General features: G+C 44.1%; 20 protein-coding genes. 2 read left to right on the top strand and 18 right to left on the bottom strand.

The features are described 5' to 3' along the window. Window positions 1-68 precede the first annotated feature (68 nt). From rbfA to rimP, 6 genes are all read right to left on the bottom strand, one after another. Window positions 69-431 carry a 30S ribosome-binding factor RbfA gene (gene rbfA / locus GB993_RS03485; RefSeq protein ID WP_017261976.1) on the bottom strand — a complete coding sequence of 121 codons (363 nt, stop codon included), beginning with the start codon at window positions 429-431 and terminating at the stop codon, window positions 69-71. Between the two features lie 45 nt (window positions 432-476). Then, window positions 477-3,365, bottom strand: a complete 2,889-nt coding sequence (gene infB, locus GB993_RS03480) for a translation initiation factor IF-2 (RefSeq protein WP_161003112.1) — start codon at window positions 3,363-3,365, stop codon at window positions 477-479. A gap of 13 nt (window positions 3,366-3,378) precedes the next feature. Next, complete coding sequence (locus GB993_RS03475; protein WP_161001220.1) at window positions 3,379-3,690, bottom strand: YlxQ-related RNA-binding protein; 312 nt, start codon at window positions 3,688-3,690, stop codon at window positions 3,379-3,381. After that, a complete protein-coding gene (gene rnpM, locus GB993_RS03470; RefSeq protein WP_161001219.1) occupies window positions 3,687-3,989 on the bottom strand; it encodes an RNase P modulator RnpM in 303 nt (100 codons plus the stop codon). Before rnpM ends, GB993_RS03475 begins: the two co-directional genes overlap by 4 nt. A gap of 36 nt (window positions 3,990-4,025) precedes the next feature. Continuing rightward, on the bottom strand, window positions 4,026-5,183 hold the full coding sequence (gene nusA, locus GB993_RS03465) for a transcription termination factor NusA (RefSeq protein ID WP_017261980.1): 1,158 nt from the start codon (window positions 5,181-5,183) through the stop codon (window positions 4,026-4,028). A 75-nt stretch (window positions 5,184-5,258) separates the two neighbouring features. Next, window positions 5,259-5,741 (bottom strand): ribosome maturation factor RimP, encoded by a 483-nt coding sequence (gene rimP, locus GB993_RS03460; RefSeq protein ID WP_161003111.1) that lies wholly within the window; start codon window positions 5,739-5,741, stop codon window positions 5,259-5,261. Window positions 5,742-5,936: 195 nt separating this feature from the next. Between rimP and GB993_RS03455 the strand changes: the two genes are divergently transcribed. Continuing rightward, window positions 5,937-6,908 (top strand): VOC family protein, encoded by a 972-nt coding sequence (locus GB993_RS03455; RefSeq protein WP_161003110.1) that lies wholly within the window; start codon window positions 5,937-5,939, stop codon window positions 6,906-6,908. Window positions 6,909-7,152: 244 nt separating this feature from the next. Here the strand turns inward: GB993_RS03455 and GB993_RS03450 are convergent, their stop codons facing one another. The 12 genes from GB993_RS03450 to GB993_RS03395 form a co-directional block, all read right to left on the bottom strand. Further along, a complete protein-coding gene (locus GB993_RS03450; protein ID WP_161003109.1) occupies window positions 7,153-11,472 on the bottom strand; it encodes a PolC-type DNA polymerase III in 4,320 nt (1,439 codons plus the stop codon). A 151-nt stretch (window positions 11,473-11,623) separates the two neighbouring features. Then, window positions 11,624-13,333 carry a proline--tRNA ligase gene (locus GB993_RS03445; protein WP_161003108.1) on the bottom strand — a complete coding sequence of 570 codons (1,710 nt, stop codon included), beginning with the start codon at window positions 13,331-13,333 and terminating at the stop codon, window positions 11,624-11,626. Window positions 13,334-13,383: 50 nt separating this feature from the next. Then, on the bottom strand, window positions 13,384-14,649 hold the full coding sequence (gene rseP / locus GB993_RS03440) for an RIP metalloprotease RseP (protein ID WP_161003107.1): 1,266 nt from the start codon (window positions 14,647-14,649) through the stop codon (window positions 13,384-13,386). 95 nt (window positions 14,650-14,744) lie between these two features. Continuing rightward, on the bottom strand, window positions 14,745-15,530 hold the full coding sequence (locus GB993_RS03435) for a phosphatidate cytidylyltransferase (RefSeq protein ID WP_161003106.1): 786 nt from the start codon (window positions 15,528-15,530) through the stop codon (window positions 14,745-14,747). Window positions 15,531-15,575: 45 nt separating this feature from the next. Then, window positions 15,576-16,271 (bottom strand): undecaprenyl pyrophosphate synthase, encoded by a 696-nt coding sequence (gene uppS / locus GB993_RS03430; RefSeq protein WP_238331591.1) that lies wholly within the window; start codon window positions 16,269-16,271, stop codon window positions 15,576-15,578. Between the two features lie 681 nt (window positions 16,272-16,952). Next, a complete protein-coding gene (gene frr, locus GB993_RS03425) occupies window positions 16,953-17,516 on the bottom strand; it encodes a ribosome recycling factor (protein ID WP_017261988.1) in 564 nt (187 codons plus the stop codon). A 1-nt stretch (window position 17,517) separates the two neighbouring features. Beyond that, on the bottom strand, window positions 17,518-18,240 hold the full coding sequence (gene pyrH, locus GB993_RS03420) for a UMP kinase (protein ID WP_017261989.1): 723 nt from the start codon (window positions 18,238-18,240) through the stop codon (window positions 17,518-17,520). Between the two features lie 82 nt (window positions 18,241-18,322). Continuing rightward, window positions 18,323-19,198 (bottom strand): translation elongation factor Ts, encoded by an 876-nt coding sequence (gene tsf / locus GB993_RS03415; protein ID WP_161003104.1) that lies wholly within the window; start codon window positions 19,196-19,198, stop codon window positions 18,323-18,325. Window positions 19,199-19,311: 113 nt separating this feature from the next. Beyond that, complete coding sequence (gene rpsB, locus GB993_RS03410) at window positions 19,312-20,097, bottom strand: 30S ribosomal protein S2 (RefSeq protein ID WP_161003103.1); 786 nt, start codon at window positions 20,095-20,097, stop codon at window positions 19,312-19,314. 152 nt (window positions 20,098-20,249) lie between these two features. Then, the gene (locus tag GB993_RS03405) at window positions 20,250-21,242 is read right to left on the bottom strand and encodes a D-2-hydroxyacid dehydrogenase (protein ID WP_161003102.1); all 993 of its coding nucleotides are present in this window, start codon (window positions 21,240-21,242) and stop codon (window positions 20,250-20,252) included. A gap of 147 nt (window positions 21,243-21,389) precedes the next feature. Continuing rightward, window positions 21,390-21,674: a GIY-YIG nuclease family protein gene (locus tag GB993_RS03400; RefSeq protein ID WP_161003101.1), complete on the bottom strand. Its 285-nt coding sequence runs from the start codon at window positions 21,672-21,674 to the stop codon at window positions 21,390-21,392. 2 nt (window positions 21,675-21,676) lie between these two features. Next, window positions 21,677-22,435, bottom strand: a complete 759-nt coding sequence (locus GB993_RS03395; RefSeq protein ID WP_161003381.1) for a tRNA1(Val) (adenine(37)-N6)-methyltransferase — start codon at window positions 22,433-22,435, stop codon at window positions 21,677-21,679. A gap of 286 nt (window positions 22,436-22,721) precedes the next feature. Here GB993_RS03395 and GB993_RS03390 point away from each other — a divergent pair, with 286 nt between their 5' ends. Further along, entirely contained in the window at window positions 22,722-23,456 is a 735-nt protein-coding gene (locus GB993_RS03390; RefSeq protein ID WP_161003100.1) for a lysophospholipid acyltransferase family protein, read from the top strand. Window positions 23,457-23,620: the final 164 nt, after the last annotated feature.

The raw sequence follows: 23,620 nt of genomic DNA, 5'->3' as shown, positions 1-23,620 counted from the left end.
AACGGTCACAATTATAACCTAGCAAAAACTAAAAAGCGACTGCCAGTCTTGGCAGTCGCTTTTTAGGATTAGTCACGTTCTTGTTGATGTAATTTATTAATTAATTCATCAATATGATTACCATACTGAACGGATTTATCTTGTTCAAACGTAATTTCTGGTGTCTTGTAAATACTTAACCGACTGCCAAGTTCACTACGAATCAAACCACTGGCCTTACTCAATCCAGCTGCAGCCTTTTCGTTATCACTCGCCTTATCGGACAAGATACTGTAATACAATGTTGCCTCTTGCAAGTCGCCCGTTACCTCAACACCGGTAATAGTGACACCGGCTACACGAGGATCACGGACCCGCTTAAGCAAAATATCAGCAACTTCACGTTGAATCTCCTGTTCCAGGCGACCCACACGATAATGCTTATTTGGCATCGTCTTTCACTCCTAACGTTACTTGAATTTACTAGACTATCGAGATTATTCGACGGGAACTTCCTTCATCACGAAGGCTTCGATAACGTCGCCAACCTTGATGTCATTATAACCAGCAATGGTTAGACCAAGATCAAACCCGGCTTTAACCTGCTTAACCTGATCCTTGAACCGTTGTAGAGAGCCCAGCTTACCTTCGTAAACGACGACACCATCACGAATCAAACGAACACCGGCATCGCTACTGATGTAGCCTTCCGTAACCATACCACCGACAACAGTGCCGACTTTAGAAACTTTGTAAAGTTCACGAACCTCAACCTGACCAGTAACTTCTTCTTTGTAGACAGGTTCAAGCATGCCCTTCATCGCTGATTCAATTTCATCAATAGCGTTGTAGATAACGTTGTGCAAGCGAATGTCCACACCATCGCTATCAGCTTGCGACTTGGCCTGAGCGGTCGGACGAACGTTAAAGCCAACAATGATCGCATTTGAAGCCTCGGCCAGAGTAACATCACTTTCATTGATGGCACCAACGGCCTGATGAATAATGTTAACCCGAACACCATCAACCTGAATCTTCTGGAATGAAGTTGCTAACGCTTCAACAGAACCTTGAACATCGGCCTTGATGATAACGTCAACTTCCTTCATTTCGCCTTCCTTCATGGTGTCGAACAGATTGTCCAACGTCACGTGGTTAGCATGAGAGCGTTCTTCAACTAAGGCACGTTTAGCACGTTCCTCACCAGCTGCCCGAGCGGATTTTTCATCTTCAAAGACAACAAACTTGTCGCCGGCTTCTGGTACATCGTTCATCCCAGTGATTTCCACTGGTGTTGCAGGTGTAGCTTCTTTAACAGTCCGACCACGATCATTGTTCATGGTTCGGATCCGTCCGTAAGTGTTCCCAATAACAATTGGATCACCGACTTCAAGCGTACCTTCTTGAACCAAGACAGTGGCAACAGGGCCACGACCCTTGTCCAAACGTGCTTCAATAACTGAACCGAGAGCACGCTGTTCTGGATCTGCCTTGAGTTCCATCAAGTCAGCTTGCAAAAGAATCATGTCCAACAATTCATCCAGGTTCTTATCGTACTTGGCTGAAATTTCGACAAAGATGGTATCGCCACCCCAGTCTTCAGGAATCAAATTGTAAGCAGACAACTGTTCAATAACATGGTTCGGGTTGGCACCTGGCTTATCAATCTTGTTAACGGCCACGATAATTGGCGTCTTAGCAGCCTGCGCATGGTGGATAGCTTCAATTGTTTGAGGCATAACACCATCATCAGCAGCAACGACCAAGATCGTAATATCAGTAATGTCAGCACCACGTGCACGCATAGCGGTAAAGGCCGCGTGTCCTGGTGTATCGATAAAGGTAATCTTACGACCCTTTAATTCAACTTGATAAGCACCAATCTTCTGAGTGATCCCACCGGCTTCACCAGCCGTAATGTGAGAATTACGCAGTTGATCCAACAGTGTTGTTTTACCATGGTCAACGTGGCCCATGATTGTTACAACTGGTGGACGTGGTACTAGCTTAGTTGGATCAGTTGTCGATTGCTCTTCGAAGAATTTGTCGATATCGGCAATATCTTCCTTAGGCTTTTCTTGAGCCTCAATACCGTAATCCGCTGCCAAAATTTCAATGGTGTCCTTATCCAAACTTTGGTTTTGGTTAACCATGACACCCAGCATGAACAATTTCTTAACGATTTCCGCGGTCTCACGGTGCAAGATTTTACTCAAGTCCTGGGCGTTCATGCCAACGTCATACATCAATACATCTGGTAATGGACGTTCCTTACGGGTTGGTGCTGGCTGTGCTTGAGCAGTCTGCTTGATCCGTTGGTTACGTTTATTACGCTTCTGGTGTTTTTGTCCATATTGCTGTTGGCCACGACCACCACGACGGTTGTTATTGCCAAAACGATTACCGTTACTACTGTTACTGAAACGGTTATTACGACCACTACCATTGCTGTTGGTGTTGGATGATGATGCACCAGCGTTAGCAGTTGATCGGCTCGAAGTGTGCGAACTCGTGTTGCGCGAGTTGGTGCTGTTCCGGTTGTTTGAGTTACCAGAATTGTTGGAACCGTTGTTGTTACGTGATCCATAACTACGGTTATTGTCACGGCTACCGTTGTTAGTGTTGCTACCATTACGGTTGTTGTTACTGTTATAACCACCACTACGTCCGTTTGAATGCGAACTGTTGGTACTACCATTTCGGTTAGCCGTTGTGTGATTGTTATTGTTATTGCGTGAACTATTATTACCGCCATTACGTTGATCAGTGTTTCTAGCAGCCGGTCGAGACTGAGTTGGTCGACTCGTCGTATGAGCAGCAGCAGAACGCGGTGCATGACTTGTAGCAGTTGTCTTAGCAGCCGCCTGCGAACGTGGCGTCGTTGACTTAACAGCTGACGAAGCAGTCACTGAAGTTGCAGTGGACTGAACAGCTTGTGATGTCGCTTTAGCCGCAGTACTCGTTGCAGTTTGTGAAGCAGATGCTTGAGAACGTGGCGCAGTTGACTGCTGTTCTTGTTGACGCTTTGTTTGACGATTATTCGTCCGTGGATTACTCAAATTCATGATCCGCCCTTCGCCGTGTAAGTTGGCCCCGTTTCGGCCAAAATTAGTATGGCGACGGTCCGATTTCTTATTATTGTTGATCAAATGGTGAACGACTTTGCGTTTAGGTGCGGTATCACCAGACTTTTCATTTGCCGCGGCATTGGCAGCCTTCGCTTGAACAGTCGGTTTAATAATCCCACGTAACGTCTTTTCTTGAGCATCACTAATGGTCGCCATGTGATTATTAAAACTCATCCCCTTGGCGCTTGCTTTCGTTAGGAGCTCCTTGCTGGAAACATTAAGTTCCTTCGCGAGTTCATAGATTCGCTTATTGGCCATCCTTTCACTCTCCTCATTTCATTTTATCCAATAACGTTTGCATTTTTTTTGCGAAGCCAGCGTTGCTGACGCCTAATGCTGAACGTTGTCGTCCTGTAGCCTGACTCAGTTCCGCAACACTAAATGCGGTGCTGACCGGTACATGGTAAAAACTTGCTTTATCAGTTAACTTCTTTTTTGAGCTTGCACCCATGTCATTTGCAACCCACAGAAAACGAATATTTCCTGCTTTAATCGCTGCTAATACCATGGGTTCGCCTGTAACCAACTGGCCCGCCCGTTGTGCCAGGCCAAGAAGGTTTAATAGCTGCTGTTCTGGGGTCATTTGTGATCGTCCCCGAACAACTCGCGCCGGGCTTGCTGGTGATCGACGTAAGCAATTAACTCTTCATAGAAGGCGTCGTCAACTTTCATCCCAAACGCCTTGTCCAAGCTATGCTCATGTTGTGCCTTTTTAGCCGTCGCTGTATCAATGGTCACATAGGCGCCACGACCATTTTGCTTACCCGTTGGATCGATTGTGACTTCATTTTCCTTATTCTTGACCACACGAATCAAGTCTTTTTTCGGAAACATGTCGCCACTGACGATGTCTTTACGCATGGGTACTTTACGCTGATGCATCACAATTCCCCCTTAAGGTTAAAAACTAGTGCCAGTCTACTTTTCGGACTGATCGTCGTCTTCGCCCTTTTCAAAATCGGGCTTGTCGACCTCAACGTCTGATCCAGCTTCAACATACTCCTGATCATCTGCATCTTCAAACAAGTTGGCAGCTTCAGTTTCTGACTTAATGTCAATCTTGAAACCGGTCAGCTTAGCAGCTAAACGGGCATTTTGTCCACGTTTACCAATGGCTAATGATAATTGATAATCTGGAACAACGACTGTGCAGGCCCGCTCATTTTCAGAATCAAACACAACATCAACGACTTCAGCCGGGTTTAATGAGTTTGCAACGTATTGTGCTTCGTCGTCCACCCATTCAACGATATCCATGTTTTCACCGGATAATTCGTTAACAATAGATTGGACACGCTGACCACGAGGACCAACACAGGTACCAACAGGATCCAAGTTAGGATCGTTAGACTTTACGGCAATCTTAGCACGATCACCAGCCTCACGGGCGATCGAAACGATTTCAACAGTCCCATCATAAATTTCTGGCACTTCTTCTTCAAATAACCGTTTTAGTAACTCAGGGTGTGTCCGGCTAACGAACACTTGTGGTCCCTTAGGGTTATTTTCAACCCGTGAAACATAAACCTTGATCTTATCGTGCATTTTGTAAGTCTCGTTTGGCATCTGGTCTGAACTAGCCATAACGGCCTCTACCGTATTAGAACCACTGCCTAACGTGACGTACAAGTAACGCGTGTCCTGGCGTTCAACTTCACCAGTAACGACTTCATCCATGTACTGACTATATTCATCGTAAACCAAACCACGTTCAGCTTCACGAACTCGTTGCATAATGACTTGCTTAGCAGTCTGAGCGGCAATCCGACCAAAGTTCTTCGGTGTGACTTCAAACTTGATTTCATCACCAATTTCATAGGCACGGTTAATGGCAACGGCATCTTGTAGACTTACCTGCAACTGGTCGTTTTCGACATCTTCAACCACAGTTTTAACTGCGTAGACCTTGATGTCGCCTTTACGTTCATTAAATTCAACGTCAACGTTAGCAGCCTGATTATAATTCCGTTTGTAAGCAGAAACTAACGCGGCTTCCAACGCTTCGATAACGACTTGCTTTTTGATCCCTTTTTCTTGTTCAAGAGCGTCTAGCGCCCCAACCAATTCTTTACTCATTTCCTAGTACTCCTTACATGAACCGTCAGGATAACGATTCGCGACTTTAGCCACGATCGCTGTGTCAGTTGTGTTTTAAATACCACTAAAATCAATCGCCAAACGGGCACTTGCAATGGCTTTACGTTCAATCGTCACTGTTTTAGCAACCCCTTTGACTTTATAATTCAACGTTAATGTTTCCGGCGTAAGTTCAGCCAAAGTACCTTCAAACACCTTCACTTTGTTAATCGGTTGATACAGCGAAATGTGAATGTACTGGTTAACTGCACTTTCAAAATCGGCCTCTTTTTTAAGTGGCCGTTCCGCGCCTGGCGAGGAAACTTCTAAATAGTAAGCTTGGGGAATGGGATCTGGGTCAGCGGCATCAAGCTCTGCACTCAGAGCATCATTCACGATGACACAGTCATCAATGGTAATACCGCCTTGTTTGTCCACGTAGACGCGCAAATACCAGCTTTTACCCTCCTTGACAAATTCAACATCCACAAGCTGAAAATGATGTTCGTCAACGATGGGTTGAACCATCTGGGTAACCGTTTCTGTCACACTGCTCAAGTTTTCCACCTCCTCATTTAGCCCTGAAAAAAGAGCGAGCCACGAATGGCTCACTCTTAGATTAAGAGTCTTAAATTACATGTCATAGTATAGCATCCCAGCGCCAAAAACACAACCAACGGCACCAATCCAAGCATTTTGAGCGTGTTCGGTATAAAATATGATCAAGTTCAACTGATATTGAGGAGGGGTATCATGCTTTTTTCGCCACATCATATTTCATTGCTGACCGGTAACGCTTCCGTTAATGCACAATTTTACATTCAAGTACTCGGTCTTAGACTCGTTAAAAATTCCGTCAATCAAGAAGCCGTTCACATTAGACACCTGTATTACGGTAATAATTTGGGCGAGCCTGGCAGCGTTATCACTTTTTTTGTTTTAGATCGCTTAGGCCAACGTCAGGAAGCAAACCACGGACTAACAGGCATTCGGATCGGCATCCCTCGAAACACGACATCCTACTGGCAAAAGCGGCTTGAGGCGGCCGGCTATCATCCACAGCTCATCGCTAGCGGGTTAATAATTACAGATCCGGATGGTGTTTTGTTAACCTTCGTCGAAGTGGATCGCCAACTAACGGATCGCCAACATGTGCCAAATGACGTTCCCGTGAAGAATCAAATAGTAGGTCTGCTTGGAACCAATATTGACTATGTTAATTATTCAGAAACAGTCACCTTCTATCAGGATTGGCTGGGGCTCAACAACTTTAATCATCAAATCCCCCTTCCATCGAGCGGCGCAGCCATCACCCTAACATCAGCGCCTGATTCAAATCATCGGTCACGAATGGGCCGCGGTAGCGTTGATCACATCGCATTACAAGTTCCAGATCAATCAACACTGTTCCATTATTACAGGCGGGCACAATCACTCGGTTTGGATATTGAACTTTATCGTGATCGGGGCTGGTTTCAAAGTATTTATGTTCGTGACCCCTCCGATAACCGCATCGAATTAGCAACTACTGCACCTGGTTTTGCATTGGAAGAACCAGCCTCGACTATGGGTCAACAACTCTCGCTACCGCCTCTTTTTGCTGACCAAACAGACACTGTCAGGCGTTGGTATGATAAACACAATGTAAAGTTCGACGAAGCAGAACGTTTTGAAAATAAGGCCACCCTTAACCAAAGCAAACTGCTGACGAGCAATCTACGATAATCATTACTGAACTGAAAATCAAAAACATGAAACAAGATCCGATATGCGTTCACTTTGAACACGTCTAGTCGTAAATATGCCCTATTCCTCAAGTTCAGGAATAGGGCATATTTGGATTAAGCATGAAGCTTTTCAAAATTTTAGGAACAAGATGACATCTGCATCATTTACTCTAAATAAGCAACTGTCACAGTCACACTCAGTTCATTTTGACAGATGAAACACTGACTAGTCCGTTCAGACATTAAAATAGGCTCAGCTGATTTTCGTCTGGCAAATCATCTAACACGTGATTCTCAGTCAGAAAGTCAATAATCGTGGCAGAAACTTTACCACGTTTGCTTAGATCTTCCTTGGACAGGAATGGCTTTTCTTCACGGGCCGCCACAATCTGTTTAGCAACGTTATCGCCCAAACCGGGAACTGCATTGAACGGAGCAATCAATGAGTCTCCGTCAATCAACCAGCTCTGTGCATCCGAACGTTCAACATCGATCATCTTGAACTTAAAGCCACGCTCCATCATTTCGTTAGCCAATTCAAGCACCGTTAACAGACTCTTTTCCTTAGTCGATGCATCGTTGCCTTTGTCCATAATAGTTTTCATCGATGCCTTAACCGCATTTTTACCACGTGACATGGCAACTAAATCAAAATCATCAGCACGAACAGAGAAGTAAGCAGCGTAATACAACATCGGGAAGTAAACCTTAAAGTAAGCCACCCGTAACGCCATCAAAATATAGGCAGAAGCATGCGCCCTTGGGAACATGTACTTGATTTTTAGACAGGAATCAATATACCACTGTGGCACATTCGACTCTCGCATAGCTGCTTGCCATTCATCAGGAATCCCGCGACCGTGACGCACAGATTCCATGATTTGAAATGACATTTCTGAATCCAACCCGTAGTTGATCAAGTCGGTCATGATGTTATCACGACAACCAATCACGTTAGCAATTGTAGCCGTGCCATCTTTAATCAACTCTTCCGCATTACCCAACCAAACGTCAGTCCCATGTGACAGGCCTGAAATTTGCAGCAATTCAGAATAGTTCTTCGGATGTGTTTCCTCAAGCATTCCACGAACAAAGCGAGTTCCGAATTCAGGAATGCCCAGTGTCCCCGTTTTACTGAAGATTTGTTCTTCTGTAACACCTAGCACCTCTGTGCCAGAGAATAACCCCATCACACCAGGATCGTCTGTAGGAATCGTTTTTGGATCGATACCTGACAAATCTTGTAATGTCCGGATCATCGTTGGATCATCATGCCCCAGAATATCCATTTTCAAAATATTGTCATGAATCGAATGGAAATCGAAGTGAGTTGTCTGCCAAGCAGCATCTTGATCATCGGCAGGGTATTGGATCGGCGTGAAATCGTAAATATCCATGTAGTCCGGCACGATGATAATCCCGGCCGGATGCTGACCCGTCGTTCGTTTGACACCCGTGGCGCCGCTCGACAAACGGTCAATTTCAGCCTGACGGAAAGTAACGTCGTGATCACGTTCATAAGCTTTAACGTAACCGTACGCTGTCTTATCAGCAACCGTTCCAATCGTCCCCGCGCGATATACATTGTCCTCACCGAACATGACTTTAGTATAGTTATGCGCAATGGGTTGGTAGTCTCCGGAGAAGTTCAAATCAATATCTGGAACCTTGTTTCCTTTAAAGCCAAGGAATGTTTCAAACGGAATGTTCTGGCCGTTTTTCTTAAGCAGCGTGCCACATTTAGGACAGTTCTTATCGGGTAAATCATAGCCAGAACTGTATTCACCATGCGTAAAGAACTCACTGTACTTACATTCTGGGTTGGGACACAGATAATGAGGTGCCAGTGGATTGACTTCGGTAATACCGGCAAACGTCGCTACAACGGAAGAGCCAACCGACCCACGGGAACCAACCAAGTACCCGTCTTTGTTAGATTTATGCACTAACCGTTGTGCAATTAGATAAATAACAGAGAACCCGTTTCCAATAATCGACTTTAGCTCTCGGTCGACACGTTTTTGCACGATATCTGGCAATGGATCCCCGTATAGTTCATGAGCTGTGTCCATTGTCCGTTCACGGATTTCATCCTCCGCACCGGCCATTCTTGGCGTGTATAACTTATCTTTCAGCGGGTGTACGTCTTCGACCATATCAACGATTTTATTCGGATTGGTAACAACCAATTCCTGTGCCAAATCGTCCCCCAAGAAACTAAATTCTGACAACATTTCGTCAGTAGAACGAAAATGAACATCTGGTAATGAATGACGATTAAGCGGATTAGCGCCACCCTGCGAACTAATGAGGATTTTCCGATAAATGGCATCGTGAGGATCCAAGTAATGAACATCGCCAGTCGCGGCAATCGGTTTATCCAATTCATGAGCGATCTCAACCAATGACTTAATGATCGCCTCAAGTTTTGCATTGTCGTGAATTAACTCACCCTCGATTAAGGGTTTGTAAACCGGTTTGGGTTGAACTTCCAAATAATCGTAATATTTTGCTCGTTTGAGTGCTTCAGCTTTCCCTTTTTGCATGGCCGCTTCGAATACTTCACCAGAGGAACACGCTGAGCCAACAATAAGCCCTTCGCGTAAACGGTTTAGTTCACTCCGCGGAACACGGGGTACCCGGTAGAAATATTTCACATTCGACAGCGAAACAAGTTCAAATAAGTTCTTCAGACCAGCCTGCGTTTTTGCTATCACAGTTGCGTGAAACGGTCGCGCATGTTTGTAGGCGTCATTGTCACTCATGTGTTCATTCAACTGATCATGATAAACAATGTCGTAGCGTTCTTCTGCGTCTTTCAAGAAAATCATTGCTAAATGACCAGTTGACTCAGCATCAAAGATGGCACGGTGATGATGTTCCAATGAAACATTAAATTTTTTTGCCAGTGTATTCAGACGATAACCTTTTAACGTCGGGTATAAAAACCGTGCCAGCGTCAAGGTATCAATAATCGGGTTATCAATTTCTGGCATATTATGGCGCACATAACCGGTATTCATAAAACCGACATCAAATGTCACGTTATGACCGACCAAAATATCGTCGCCATACCAATCGCGGAACATTTTGAAGACTTCTTCTTCGCTCTTTGATCCAGCCACCATATCATCCGTAATACTCGTTAAGTTAGTGGTCGTATCAGACAAGTGAAAACCAGGGTCAATGAATTCCTCGAACTGATCAATGACGTTGCCATCCTGCATCTTAACGGCAGAAAGTTCGATAACTTTATCGTAAATGGCTGAAAGACCAGTCGTTTCAACGTCAAACACCACGTATTCGTGACCTTTTAGCACCTCATGCGCGTCATTGATGCCAATTGGTTCACCATCGTCAACCAGGTTAACCTCCACGCCATACAGCATCTTAATGCCTGCCTTTTCAGCGGCCTTAAAAGCTGCAGGGAAGCCTTGAACACCAGCGTGATCCGTGATTGCAATCGCCTTGTGCCCCCATTTTGCGGCTCGGCTGACAAAATCAGCAATGTTATTCGTAGCATCCATCGTGCTCATTTGAGTATGGAGGTGCAACTCTACCCGTTTACCATCTTCAGGCGCGGTGTCTTCTCGTTCGGTATGAGAAACCACCTGCAAATCGTTGGCAATAATGGCTAAGTCTCGTGAGAAGTTATCTTCCTGAACAGAACCGCGAACTTTAACCCACGCCTTTTCAGGAATGGCCGCAAAATTAGCTTCGTCATCTTCATTTCGTGAAAACTTCTTCACGATGAAAGAAGAAGTATAATCCGTGATCTTTATTGTCAATAATTGCCGGCCCGACCGAAGCACTCGAATCTCTTTTGCGAACACGTACCCTTCAACGGTCACACTACGTTCTTCTTCAGTAATTTCATCCATTCGGCGAACTGGTTCATCATCTTTAATTTTTCGACCCATACTAACCGGGCCGTTTACCGTTGGCGCAGATGAATGTTCAGCCTTGTTTTTGGCGATGACAGCGGCCGCCTTGGTGACCATTTCTTCATCTCGTTTTTCCTTAGCCGCTTGAAAATCAGCAAGCTGTTGTGCTGATGCAGCTTCATCAACTGTCGTTGCAAACGACAATTCAGGAAAACCTAAGCGCTGATACGTTGCGACTAAAGCAGTCAATGTATCACCGCTAAGAAAATCTGAAACAACTTGATTGGGCGCCGTAATAATCACCCGTTCGCCGTCCATAGTTGGCGCAGTTCCTTCACACAATTGTCGTGCAAACTGCTCATTCAATCCGCTGTGACTAACAGCCCATGTCCAGTACCGTGCAATCGTTTCAATTTCAGCCTGTGTGTCATTTGAGGCGATATGAAAGTTTACCGTCGCAATCTCATCAAACGCTTGGGTAAGGCGCTGTGAAAAGTTCATAAATGTTTCAAACGGCAGAATGTGATCAAAATGAAAGCCAAAACTCCAAGTCCGACTCTGTTCATGAACAACCATATCTGTAATCTGCGCGTTCGCAAATGCTGCGTCGTTCGCCTGGGACTCGAGATTCAGTTGGTCTAGTAATTTAATAAAAAGCTCGTGTTGATTTAACGCCACGAAAATGCGGCCTCCCCACATGAATGTTCTTAAGTAGCCAATTATAAAATAATCGTTTTTCAGTACAATACACACAAGTCGAACCCTGATGGGAAAATACCCTAAAGGTTCGACTTGTTATCAGTAACGTTTTAATTTCAAAAGAACAGCGTTAGTCAATGCCCTTGAAAAGAATGGCTACAGTTTCGGTTAACTCTTCTTTGCGGACTTCAACCGTTTCACCAGTCTTACGCAGTTTGATTTCTACAATACCGTCCGCCGCCTTTTTCCCAACAGTAACTCGCAATGGCAAACCGATTAAATCGGAATCAGCGAATTTAACACCGGCACGTTCAGTTCGATCATCCACCAATACTTTGTAACCGGCATCGGTTAAGGAGGTTTCAAGTTCATCAGTCAATTCACGTTGTTCATCATTTTTGATGTTAACGGGAATCAAGTGAATGTCAAATGGCGCAATGGCTTTAGGCCATGCAAGACCATTTTCATCAGCCGTCTGTTCAGCAATTGCAGACAGTAACCGACTTACACCAATCCCGTAGGAACCCATGATCACATCTTTTTGACGACCGTTTTCGTCAAGAACCTGAGCACCAAGTGACTCAGAATAACGGGTTCCTAATTTAAACACGTGACCAATTTCAATACCACGGTTAAACTTCAAGACACCCTCGCCATCAGGAGAAACATCGCCTTCCTGAACCAAGCGAATGTCTGCAAACTGATCAACACGGAAGTCACGGTTCAAGTTTGCATTCAGATAGTGGAAGCCATTTTCATTGGCACCAACCGGCATGTTCATAAGATCAGCAACATCCTGGTCAGCAATAATTTTAATGTCTTCACTGACACCAACGGGACCTAGGGAACCAAAATCTGCCCCCAAGTACTGCTCAGCTTGTTCCGTAGTTGCCATTTCTAAGTCAGTTGCATCGGCAACATTTTTTAGCTTAGTGTCATTAACTTCATGATCACCACGAATCAAGGCAACTAATGGCTCGCCATCAGCCATGTACAACATGGTTTTCAATGTCTTAGTTGTGTCGATATCAAGACGTTTAGCAATCGCATCGATGGTTTTTTCACCGGGAGTGGCGATTTTTTCTAACTCGCGGGGCTCTTCATGTGACTTTTTCGGCACATAAAGACTCGTTGCCGTTTCCAAGTTAGCAGCGTAATCACTACTGTCGGAATAAGCAATCGTATCTTCACCAACTGGCGCGATGGCGTTAAATTCGCGCGACTCCTTACCACCCATCGCACCAGAATCCGCCAGAATTTCACGGTAGTTCAGACCGCAACGGTTAAAGACATTTCGAAAGGCAACTTCCATCTGTTTGAAAACACGGTCCAAGCTTTCAGCATCGCTATGGAATGAATAAACATCCAACATCAGGAATTCACGACCCCGTAGCAGTCCATAACGAGGACGATCCTCATCACGATACTTTTGCTGAATTTGGTACATAACCAATGGTAGCCGCTTGTACGACTTCACTTCATCCCGAATAAAGCTTGTAAAAGTTTCTTCATGGGTTGGACCAAGGATCAAATCACGTTCATGACGATCCTTCAACTTATACATCGTCTGACCGTACGTGTCATAACGGCCCGACTGTTTCCAGAGATCCGCCGGTAGTAACGCTGGCGCTAGCATTTCAACGGCATCAATCTTAGCCATTTCTTCACGAACGATTGTTTCCACGTTTGTTAACACTTGGAAAGCCAGTGGCAGGTAAGCATAAACACCAGCAACAACTGGTCGAATATACCCCGCCCGTAACATCATTTGATGGCTCAAGGCCTCCGCATCACTCGGCGTTTCTTTCAACGTCGGAATTAGCATTTTACTTTGTTTCATCGATTAATTCTCCTCAATCTTCCAAAAGTTAACGACCATTGTCAGTCGTTTTAGTGAACAAAATAGCGCATGATGTCATTCCATGTGACTAGAATCATCAGGAACAAAACAAAACCAAATCCGATGATTGTGACGACACCTTCAGTTTGTTGTGACAATGGTTTACGTCGAATTGCTTCAATTACGTTTAAAACCAGTTTACCACCGTCTAGCGCGGGAATTGGCAACAAGTTGACGATTCCCAAATTTAACGATAAGAAACCGAGCCAGTAGAGAATGCCACTCCAACCAGCCTGTGTAGCTGTAGCCGTATTCGCATAAATCGCCACTGGTCCGCCAAGGTCGTTGAGACTGAAATGCGTGAACAAATGACCGAGCGCCGCAAATAACAGCACAGTCGTGTTCCAAAACCCACCAAATAACTTGGCAAAAAAGCCAGTATCGATTCCACGTTTAATACCAACAGTCCGCGTTTTACTGCCGGACACATTTTTTACCTGCGGCGTTATTTTGACATGCTTAACCGTCTTTTGACCACGCTTAATCCCAAGTGTGATGTCACCGTGGGTATCACTAGTAATAGCGCTTGTCACAGCCGTCCAGCTATTAGTGTCTTTATCGTTAACGCTAACGATTCGGTCACCCGATTTTAGGCCAGCCGATTGAGCCGGCGTGTTTGCTAACACCCCTGAAATTGCATTGCTATTACTAGCAACACCGCCCATGGCGAATCCCATAATGGCAAAGACCAGCCACGCCAAAATAAAATTATTCAGTGGCCCCGCAAAGTTAGTTAAAATGCGATGCCACAACGTAGCAGACTGAAATTGGACGTCACGGGGTGCAATCAACACCTCTGTGCCATCTTTTTCAATAATGGTCGCATCATGGTCTACTGCATACGTTTTAACGACACTTTCGTCACCATTTTCATAACCTTTAATGACAAGTTGATCCACTAAATCAGACTCTGTCACAATGACAGGAATGCCATTAAACAGTGTCGTTTGATCACTAGCATTAATTCTGGTGACTTTACCTGAATCGCCCATCATGATGCTGATTGGCGTTCCCGGTTGAAGTTGGTCATCCTCATCCTCGGCGGCACCGGCCATTCGAACGTAACCCCCTAAGGGCAAAATTCGAATGGTATACAATGTGCCATTTTTGCGCGTCCAAAAAATTTTGGGCCCCATTCCAATTGAAAATTCACGTACAAGAATACCTGACCGTTTGGCAAAATAAAAGTGGCCAAACTCATGTACGACCACTAAAATTCCAAAAACAATAATAAAGGCAACAATTGTTTTTACCATTCACATAGGATCCTTTCACTTGACCTGACTAGCGTTTCTAAAAAATGAACAGCCAGAAGTTTGAACATCTATTTTTCTGGATCAAATGCCTGTGCCTAAATCAACCCCGTTAAATGTAGAATAGGTAACACAAACAACAAACTGTCAAAGCGGTCTAAAATACCACCATGACCTGGTAAGATTTTGCCAGAATCCTTCACACCATAAAAACGTTTAAGAGACGATTCAACTAAATCACCTAATTGACCACAAACACTGTAAATCAGTGTCAAAACAACCATTATCGGCAAACTAAAGTGTTGTGGGAAAAAGACAACCCAAACGCTACCAACAATAACGGCCACAATCGTGCCACCAATGGAACCTTCCCATGTTTTGTTGGGCGATATTTGGGGAGCCAATTTGTGCCGGCCTAATTTACGCCCAATCATATAAGCACCAGAATCTGTTGTCCAGATAACAAACAAAATGTAAAACAGTGTGGACAGACCTGTATTTCTAGCAGCAACAAAGTAGTAAAAGCCCATGCCAATGTACAACATTGCAAGCGTCAATACACCAGCGTCATCAAACGAAAAATGGTTGCGAGTGAATACAGTATGTAACAGCAACAGCATCACGAAAATAAAGAATAAAAATTCACGATTGACGTTAGCAGGCAAAAACGCCAACCAACTCTGTGGGGCCAGTAGCACGAGTAGCCCCAGAAAACTAATAATCGCTTCCGCAGACACGACCAACTTCTTTTTCATGACCAGCACTTCGCCTAACGCCACGGCGCCAAGGACAATGGCTGCCAATTGAATTAGCCAACCACCATAGACAATCACTGGAATAAAAATCAATAACGCCACAACGGCGGTAATGACACGAGTACGCATATGAAACTCCTCACTTCTGGACAAGCATTAGCCCGTCACAAACTCTTATTTATTTTTTGGTTGTTTGACGCCACCGAAGCGACGGTCACGTTGTTGAAATTGCCCAATACAGCGACGCAATTCTGTGTCGTCAAAATCAGGCCAATACCCTTCTGTAAATACCAATTCGCTATAAGCAATTTGCCAAAGCAAAAAATTCGAAATTCGTTCCTCTCCACTAGTTCGAATTAACAAATCAGGGTTATTGTATGGCGCAAGTGGAGCCGTCATTAAGGCCCGATCAACAGTTTCCGTAGTAATGTCCGCAACCTGTTGGTCGCCATCAGCAACTCTTTGCGCAATTTTTTGGATAGCCGTCACGATTTCCGCTTGTCCGCCGTAGTTAAGTGCAAAATTTAAAATCATGCCGGTACAGTGCTCGGTATCCGCAATCGCATTGTTAACAGCTGTTTGGGTTTTTTTCGGAAGCTGATCCGTATATCCCATAACATTAACCCGCACATTTTCTTTAACCAAGTCGGGTACAAAAGTGTCAAAAAAATCGACTGGCAGTTGCATAAGATAGTTAACTTCGTTCTCTGAACGTTTCCAATTTTCTGTTGAAAAAGCATACAGTGTTAGCACCTTAATACCTAAATGACTAGCCGCAATGGTCACCTTTTTAACAGTATTCATGCCTTCCTTGTGGCCTGCCACACGTGGCAAATGCCGCTTCTGAGCCCATCGTCCGTTACCATCCATGATGATGGCAACGTGCTTAGGAATGCGTGTCTCATCGAGATCACTTGGCGAAGTTTCAGGTGCCACAGTCTTTTTTCGTCCAAACAAAACAACGTCCACCTTTCAATTCTACGTCTTTCTAGTTTAACAAAAACACCCAGTCATTACATTAAAACACAGCGAAATAAACGCAGTGACCCTTTAAAAAATGACGAAACGTGCCCGGTTGAAGGAACAGACAACCATTATGTATGGTCGCCAAACAATAATCGTTGTCTTAAATATCTACCTCGGCATTGTATCACTTTAACGTAACTGGTAAAACTGGCCACAGCCATCACTCATTGGTAAATTATCACCTTAAATAAAAAAAACGACTGTGACTGGAAAAACAATTTTCCAACCACAATCGCTTATATGGTAGATTGTAAAATTAATCCGAACGCTGTTCGGACAAAAAAGATCAGCTTCCTTTAAAAGGTTCTATCATATCTGTTGTTGGTCATGTCACAAGACATGATCGACAACAGATTTTTCTTTCTGTAATCTATGTATGTTGACACGAAAAAAAGGATATCTAACCAACGCCCCCTTAAAGTACTTAACTGGCAAACACCTTACCAAGTGATGCTGACTAATTTGTCAAAAAATTCGGATCAAATTTGCAATCTACCATATGATAAAAAATATACAGAGCCGTAACTAGATAGTCATTAATTCTTTCTCTTTGTCACTGGCGATATTTTCAACATTCTTAATGCCAGCATCCGTAATTTTTTGAGCCTGTTCTTCAAGATCGTGCAACTGGTCATCAGTAAAGTCACCATTTTTGTGACCTTTTTTTAATGAATCCATTGCATCTCGACGAACATTACGGACGGCAACTTTAGCTTCTTCAGCCTTACCATGAACTTGTTTAACCAAGTCTTTCCGGCTTTCTTCCGTCAATTGCGGAATAACCAGCCGAATAGCGTTACCATCGTTAGCTGGATTAATTCCTAAATCAGAAGTCAAAATTGCGTGTTCAATGGCATCCAAACTACTTTTATCAAATGGTGTTATTAATAAGACACGTGCTTCCGGAATCGTGATGGAAGCCATTTGATTAATCGGTGTTGGCGCGCCATAATAATCCGCCTTAATATCAGCCAGTAAGCCTGCGTTTGCACGGCCTGCACGAATATTGCCAAGCTCACGTGACAGCGCATCACCAGCCTTACTCATCCGTTCTTGTGCATCTTTTAAAATTGGTTCATTAACAGCCATTTTATTTCCCCCTAACAGTTGTCCCAATATTTTCACCCTTAACAACCTTTAAAACATTGCCAGGTTCGTTAAAGTTAAAGACGACCAGTGGAATATTATTATCCATTGACAACGACGTTGCTGTTGTATCCATGACATGGAGACCCTTGTTAATAATGTCCAAGTGAGTCAAAGAATCATACTTAACGGCATCAGGATCTACATTCGGATCGGCCGAATAAATACCATCCGTACCATTTTTAGCCATGAGAATAGCATCCGCATTGATTTCAGCTGCTCGTAAAGCAGCAGTCGTATCCGTTGAGAAGTATGGTGAACCAGTCCCACCGGCAAAAATCACGACCCGATCCTTTTCTAAATGACGAACAGCCTTCCGACGAATGTAAGGTTCTGCAATCTGGCGCATTTCAATAGAAGTCTGGACACGTGTTGGTACATCTAAGCTTTCCAAACTGTCTTGTAAAGCCAAGGCGTTCATAATAGTTGCCAGCATACCGACGTAATCAGCTTGGGCACGTTCCATGCCCATTTCAGATCCCGCTTCACCTCGCCAAATGTTACCGCCACCGACAACAATTGCAATCTGCACACCAAGGGCATAAACCTCTCTTAGTTCTTCAGCAACGGTTTTAATCTTTGGCGGATAGATTCCGAATCCTTGTTCACCGGCCAGTGCTTCACCGCTCAACTTTAACATTACACGTTTGTATTTTACATCAGCCATTAGACCAACATCCTCCTTGTCAGATCCCGTGTGGGCGTCTCATTCTACAAAAAAGGCGCACATAACGTACGCCCTGGTTTAATTACTTGATTTGACCCATAACTTCGTCAACGAAGTCATCGCTCTTCTTTTCCATGCCTTCACCGACTTGGTAACGAACGAATGAAACAACCTTGGCGTTCTTCGAGGAAACGTACTGGTCAACAGTTTGATCTCCATCCTTAACGAATGGTTGATCATTCAATGAAATTTCAGCCAACCACTTGTTCAAACGACCATCGATCATTTTTTCTTTGATGTTGTCTGGCTTACCAGCAAGGTCGTCTTCTTTAGAAAGAACATCCTTTTCATGGTTCAAACGGTCAGCCGGTACATCAGTCCGGTCAACATACTCTGGGTTGATTGCAGCGACGTGCATCGCAACATCCTTAGCCGTTTCGGCGTCGCCACCTTCAAGAACAACCAAAGAAGCAATTGAACCACCCATGTGGAGGTATGAACCAAATACTTGGTCATCAGTCTTATCAACGACCTGGAACCGACGCAAACTAATCTTTTCACCTGTTACTTGTGTAGCAGAGATGATTGCATCGCTTAACGTTTCGCTGTCATTAGCTTTCAACTTCAAAGCGTCTTCAACAGTAGCAGGTTCTTCCAAAGCAATTTGGTCGCTAACTGTTTGTAACAAATCTTTGAACGTGTCGTTTGAAGCAACAAAGTCCGTTTCTGAGTTTAATTCAACAATTGCTGCCTTGTTACCGTGGATAGCAACTTCGGTTAATCCTTCAGCAGCAATGCGGTCACTCTTCTTTTCTGCCTTGGCGATACCCTTTTCACGTAGGAAGTCTAAGGCCTTGGCTTCATCACCATCAGTGGCAACTAATGCCTTCTTAGCGTCCATGATACCAACACCGGTTTTTTCACGTAATGCTTTAACTTGAGCTGCTGTAACTGCCATCTTAGTATGGCCTCCTCATAATTTTTAATAAACATAGTAATTTGAGAAAAAGACTGCCTATCAATCTCAGGCCACAACGGTCTCAACTGATAGACAGCCTAAGGTTTTATCGCTTAGTTGTTTTTTTGCTTGTTGTCGCCTTCAACAGCATCAACGATATCTTCCATCGAATCGCCCTTAGCAGCGGCTTGTTGTTGATCGTCAGCGCCTTGGTCTTCACCTTGGCGGCCTTCGATAACAGCATCAGCCATCTTCGAAGAGATCAAACGGATGGCACGAATAGCATCATCGTTTGAAGGAATGATGTAGTCAATGTCGTCTGGGTCAGTGTTCGTGTCAACCATGGCAACAATCGGAATGTTCAATTTGTGTGCTTCTTGAACAGCGATTTGTTCCTTACGAGGGTCAACGATGAACATAACATCAGGAATACCAGGCATATCTTCGATACCGCCAAGGAACTTTTCAAGCTTTTCACGTTGCTTAGTCAACAAAGCAACTTCCTTCTTTGGCAGACGATCAAAAGTACCGTCTTCGTCCATCTTCTTTAAGTCCTTCAAACGCTTGATCCGTGTTTGAATGGTGTTCCAGTTAGTCAACGTACCACCAAGCCAACGGTGGTTAACGTAGTACATACCGGCACGAGTTGCTTCTTCTTTGATTGAGTCTTGAGCTTGCTTCTTAGTTCCAACAAATAAAATGTTTGAACCCTTAGCAGCTTCATCCTTAACAAAGTTGTAGGCAACGTCAGCCATCTTAACCGTCTTTTGCAAGTCAATGATGTAGATACCGTTACGTTCAGTAAAGATGTAACGCTTCATCTTTGGGTTCCAACGACGTGTTTGGTGACCGAAGTGGACACCAGCTTCAAGCAATTGCTTCATAGAAATAACAGCCATGTGTTAAATCCTCCAAAATATAATGTTTTTCCTCCCCAACGCTCATTTACACAGATCACTCATCCCTGAGCACCGATTTGCGCATCACGCTAGGTGTGAATTGGTTTTGAACCGACAATTAGTATACCAAACGCCAAGTGCTGTGACAAGCATTAAATCACCTGATCTTCAGAGGCACCGGTTTGAATCAAACTCAAGTTGTGATCGAGAGAAACGGTCACCATGTTTTTTACGGCCACATTTGTATAAAAAGCAATGTGAGGCGTCATTAAAACGTTCTCGCGAGCAAACAAATTGTTAAAGGTTGGATCATCAATTTGTTGACCTCTTAAATCGTGGTTAAAAATGGGCAGTTCCTTTTCATAAGTATCTAAGGCGGCGCCTGCAACCTTTCCACTATCCAACGCCGTAATCAGCGCCTGACTGTCAATCAACGTGCCGCGTCCTGCGTTAACGATCCAAACACCGTCATTCATCTGGGCAAAAGCATCCTGATCCAGCATATGAAAATCATCTTTGGTTGCTGGCGCATGTAATGTAATCACAGTGCTGGCCTGATATAAATCGGCCAATGTGTCGACATAGAGACCCTCTTTTTCCAATTCGGCATTATGGTAAACATCGTAGGCAACAACTTTCGCGCCAAAGCCACGGTATATTTTAATTGCCGCACGCCCAATTCTGCCAGTGCCGATCACACCGACCGTTTGCTGATTCAACTCCTGTGAGACATCTGGTGCCCAGCGAAAATCCTGAGCGTGAATTTTAGCTTCAAAACGACGCGTGTTGCGCAACAACTGCAATAACTGGCTAACTGTGAATTCCGCAATTGCCGCTGGGGAATAGGCAGGCACATTAGTCACCTTAATACCTAATTTTTTTGCAGTATCGAGCGCCATGGCGTCCGTACCCACGATTCGCGACGACACTGCTCGCACATTTTCTTTGACCAGTCGTTCAAATACCGCTGGCCCTACTGGATCCGTTTGTAAAATGCTAATCCCATCACAACCAGCTGCCTCATCAACGGAATGTTCATCTAAAATAGCCGGTGTCAACGAAACAGTTACTTCTGGATGTGCTGCCTGCCAAGTTTTAAAGTAAGGCTTTTCGTCGTCTCGCACGCCATAAGCTAGAATTTTCATAACGTTTATTCCTCCAAGTAAAGTTGACAACTATTTCAATTTTTGAATACCAATTTAGCTTAGCACAAAACTAGCCCCGTCTTCTCTAAAAGAATGGCACACGATCACCGCCGTTTAATGACACAACTGGCCCAGTCTCGCTAATTACTAATCATTATTTTCAAATGGGTTGGCATGATGATCCTGAAGGAAAGCAATTTTTTTGGATCGTGATTGATGTTTAAATGCATACTCAGCCTTTAGCGCGCTAGATTTATCTTCGAACGCTTGTGCATAAATCATTTTTAACGGATGACGAAATGCTGGTCGTGTGTACTTGGCTCCCTTGCCAGCCTGATGAGTTGCAAAGCGTCGGCCAACATCGTCTGTAAAGCCACCGTAAAGGGTGTTATCGGCACAAAGTAACACATAAAAATAATAAGGCTTCGACACTGTTATTGCGCCTCGTTTCCGTAAAGCAATTCACGAACATGACCAACATACTTACCTTCGTTGTCTGCAACAGTCAATGGTGGTAACACTTTTAAACCATTTGTTTTGCCGTCTTTGATAGCGTCCACTAGGAACATATTGGCTTCACGCCCTGGTTTTGGGTACACAAACTGCAACCGTTTGGGTGCCAAACGAGCCGCCTGTAACAACGTCATCATTTCCAAAAAACGATCTGGTCGGAACACAAAATACGCGTGACCGGTCATTTTCAGCAATCCTGAGGCCGCGTTAATCACATCCGCTAACGTTGTCGTCAGCTCATGCCTTGCAATGGCGTAATGTTCATTGGGATTTTTTTGAGACGTTGGTGCATCGACGAAATAAGGTGGATTACAAGTCACAACCGCAACCGAATCAGGACGAATAACCGTCGTCACATCTTTAAGATCCATTGTCAGAACTTCCGCCCGTGTAGTCAAACCATTAAGACTAATTGAGCGCCGAGCCATATCGGCTAGACGTGGTTGAATCTCAACCATTTTTATTGGCCCTTTTGTTTTAGGACTGAAAAACAAACCAACCGCCCCGTTGCCCGCACATAAATCGACGGTTAATCCTCGTCTGGTTCTGTCGGGATTGGCAAAATCAGCTAATAGAACCGCATCTAGTGAAAATGAAAAAACGGTTTTGCTTTGAATAATTTTAATATCGGCCCCATATAACTGGTCAATTCGTTCATCTGGCAGTAAGTTAGGTTCCATTAATGCGTTCACTTCTTTCACAGACTGTTTCAACCTTGCATTCTAAGGTCATCTTCGTCATACTCTTATCAGAATTATTATGGTCTAGCCTAGCAAATGCAAGTAGATTTCCAAATACCATGGCGACCAGCTTTGTTTATGTCAGTAATCAACGTGGTTGACGAATTTCAACTTATTTTTTAAACTAAGGCCAATGTTTCGACATTCGGGAAACGTCAATCACATTAAATTATCAGCTTTTTAGATTACCTATTTTTAAAAACATTTAAGACTTGGAGGCACCGCCTTGTTCTATTCATTTATTCGTGTTGTCGCCCGCATTATCCTGCTAATCGTTAACGGACGACCAAAAATCACACATAAAGACCGCTTGCCAGAAGGAACCTACATTCTTGTGGGGCCGCACCGAACTTGGTTTGATCCGATTTATTACGCTCTAGCCGCATCACCTCGAAAATTCTCGTTCATGACCAAAAAGGAACTCTTCAAAAATCCAATCATCCGCTTTGTGCTCAACCATGCCAATGCCTATCCGGTAGACCGGGATCACCCAGGTCCTTCAGCCATCAAGACCCCCGTCAAGATTCTAAAACAAGGTGAGCTATCGACAATCATCTTTCCTTCTGGCACTCGTCATTCCAGTGAAATGAAAGGTGGCGCCACAGTCATCGCTAAACTTGCTGGTGTTCCTTTGGTTCCCACTGTTTATCAAGGGCCATTGACATTTATGGGATTATTCAGTCGCAAGCGTGTCAAAATCAGTTTCGGTGAACCGATTTATATCGACCGTAAATTCAAAACAGATGATGCCGGCCAACAACAAATTGATCAACAAATGCAAGCCGCCTTTGATGCTCTGGATAAAGAAATTGATCCGTCCTTCCACTATGTGGATCCAAACCACAAGCTCTATGAAGAATATCAACAAAAACAAGCCGCAGAGAAAACCGAAGAAAAAGTTGAAGCTGAACATTTGGCGGAGTTAACTAAGCCAGAAGTCCACAACAACCGTAAGTCATAATTAACCAAACGCAGCATAATCATTGTTATTAAAAAGGTGTACTGATGATTCCAGATTTGAAATCGTGCGATAATCCCTCTGTGGTTGTCAGATGAAATAATATAATTCATCTGACAGTTACGGAGGGATTTTTTGTATGCCCAGAACTAAATATACAGCTCCAG

Source organism: Furfurilactobacillus milii (genome assembly GCF_009864005.1).
Taxonomy (GTDB): Bacteria; Bacillota; Bacilli; order Lactobacillales; family Lactobacillaceae; genus Furfurilactobacillus; species Furfurilactobacillus rossiae_B.
This window is presented reverse-complemented; position numbering and strand designations above follow the sequence as displayed.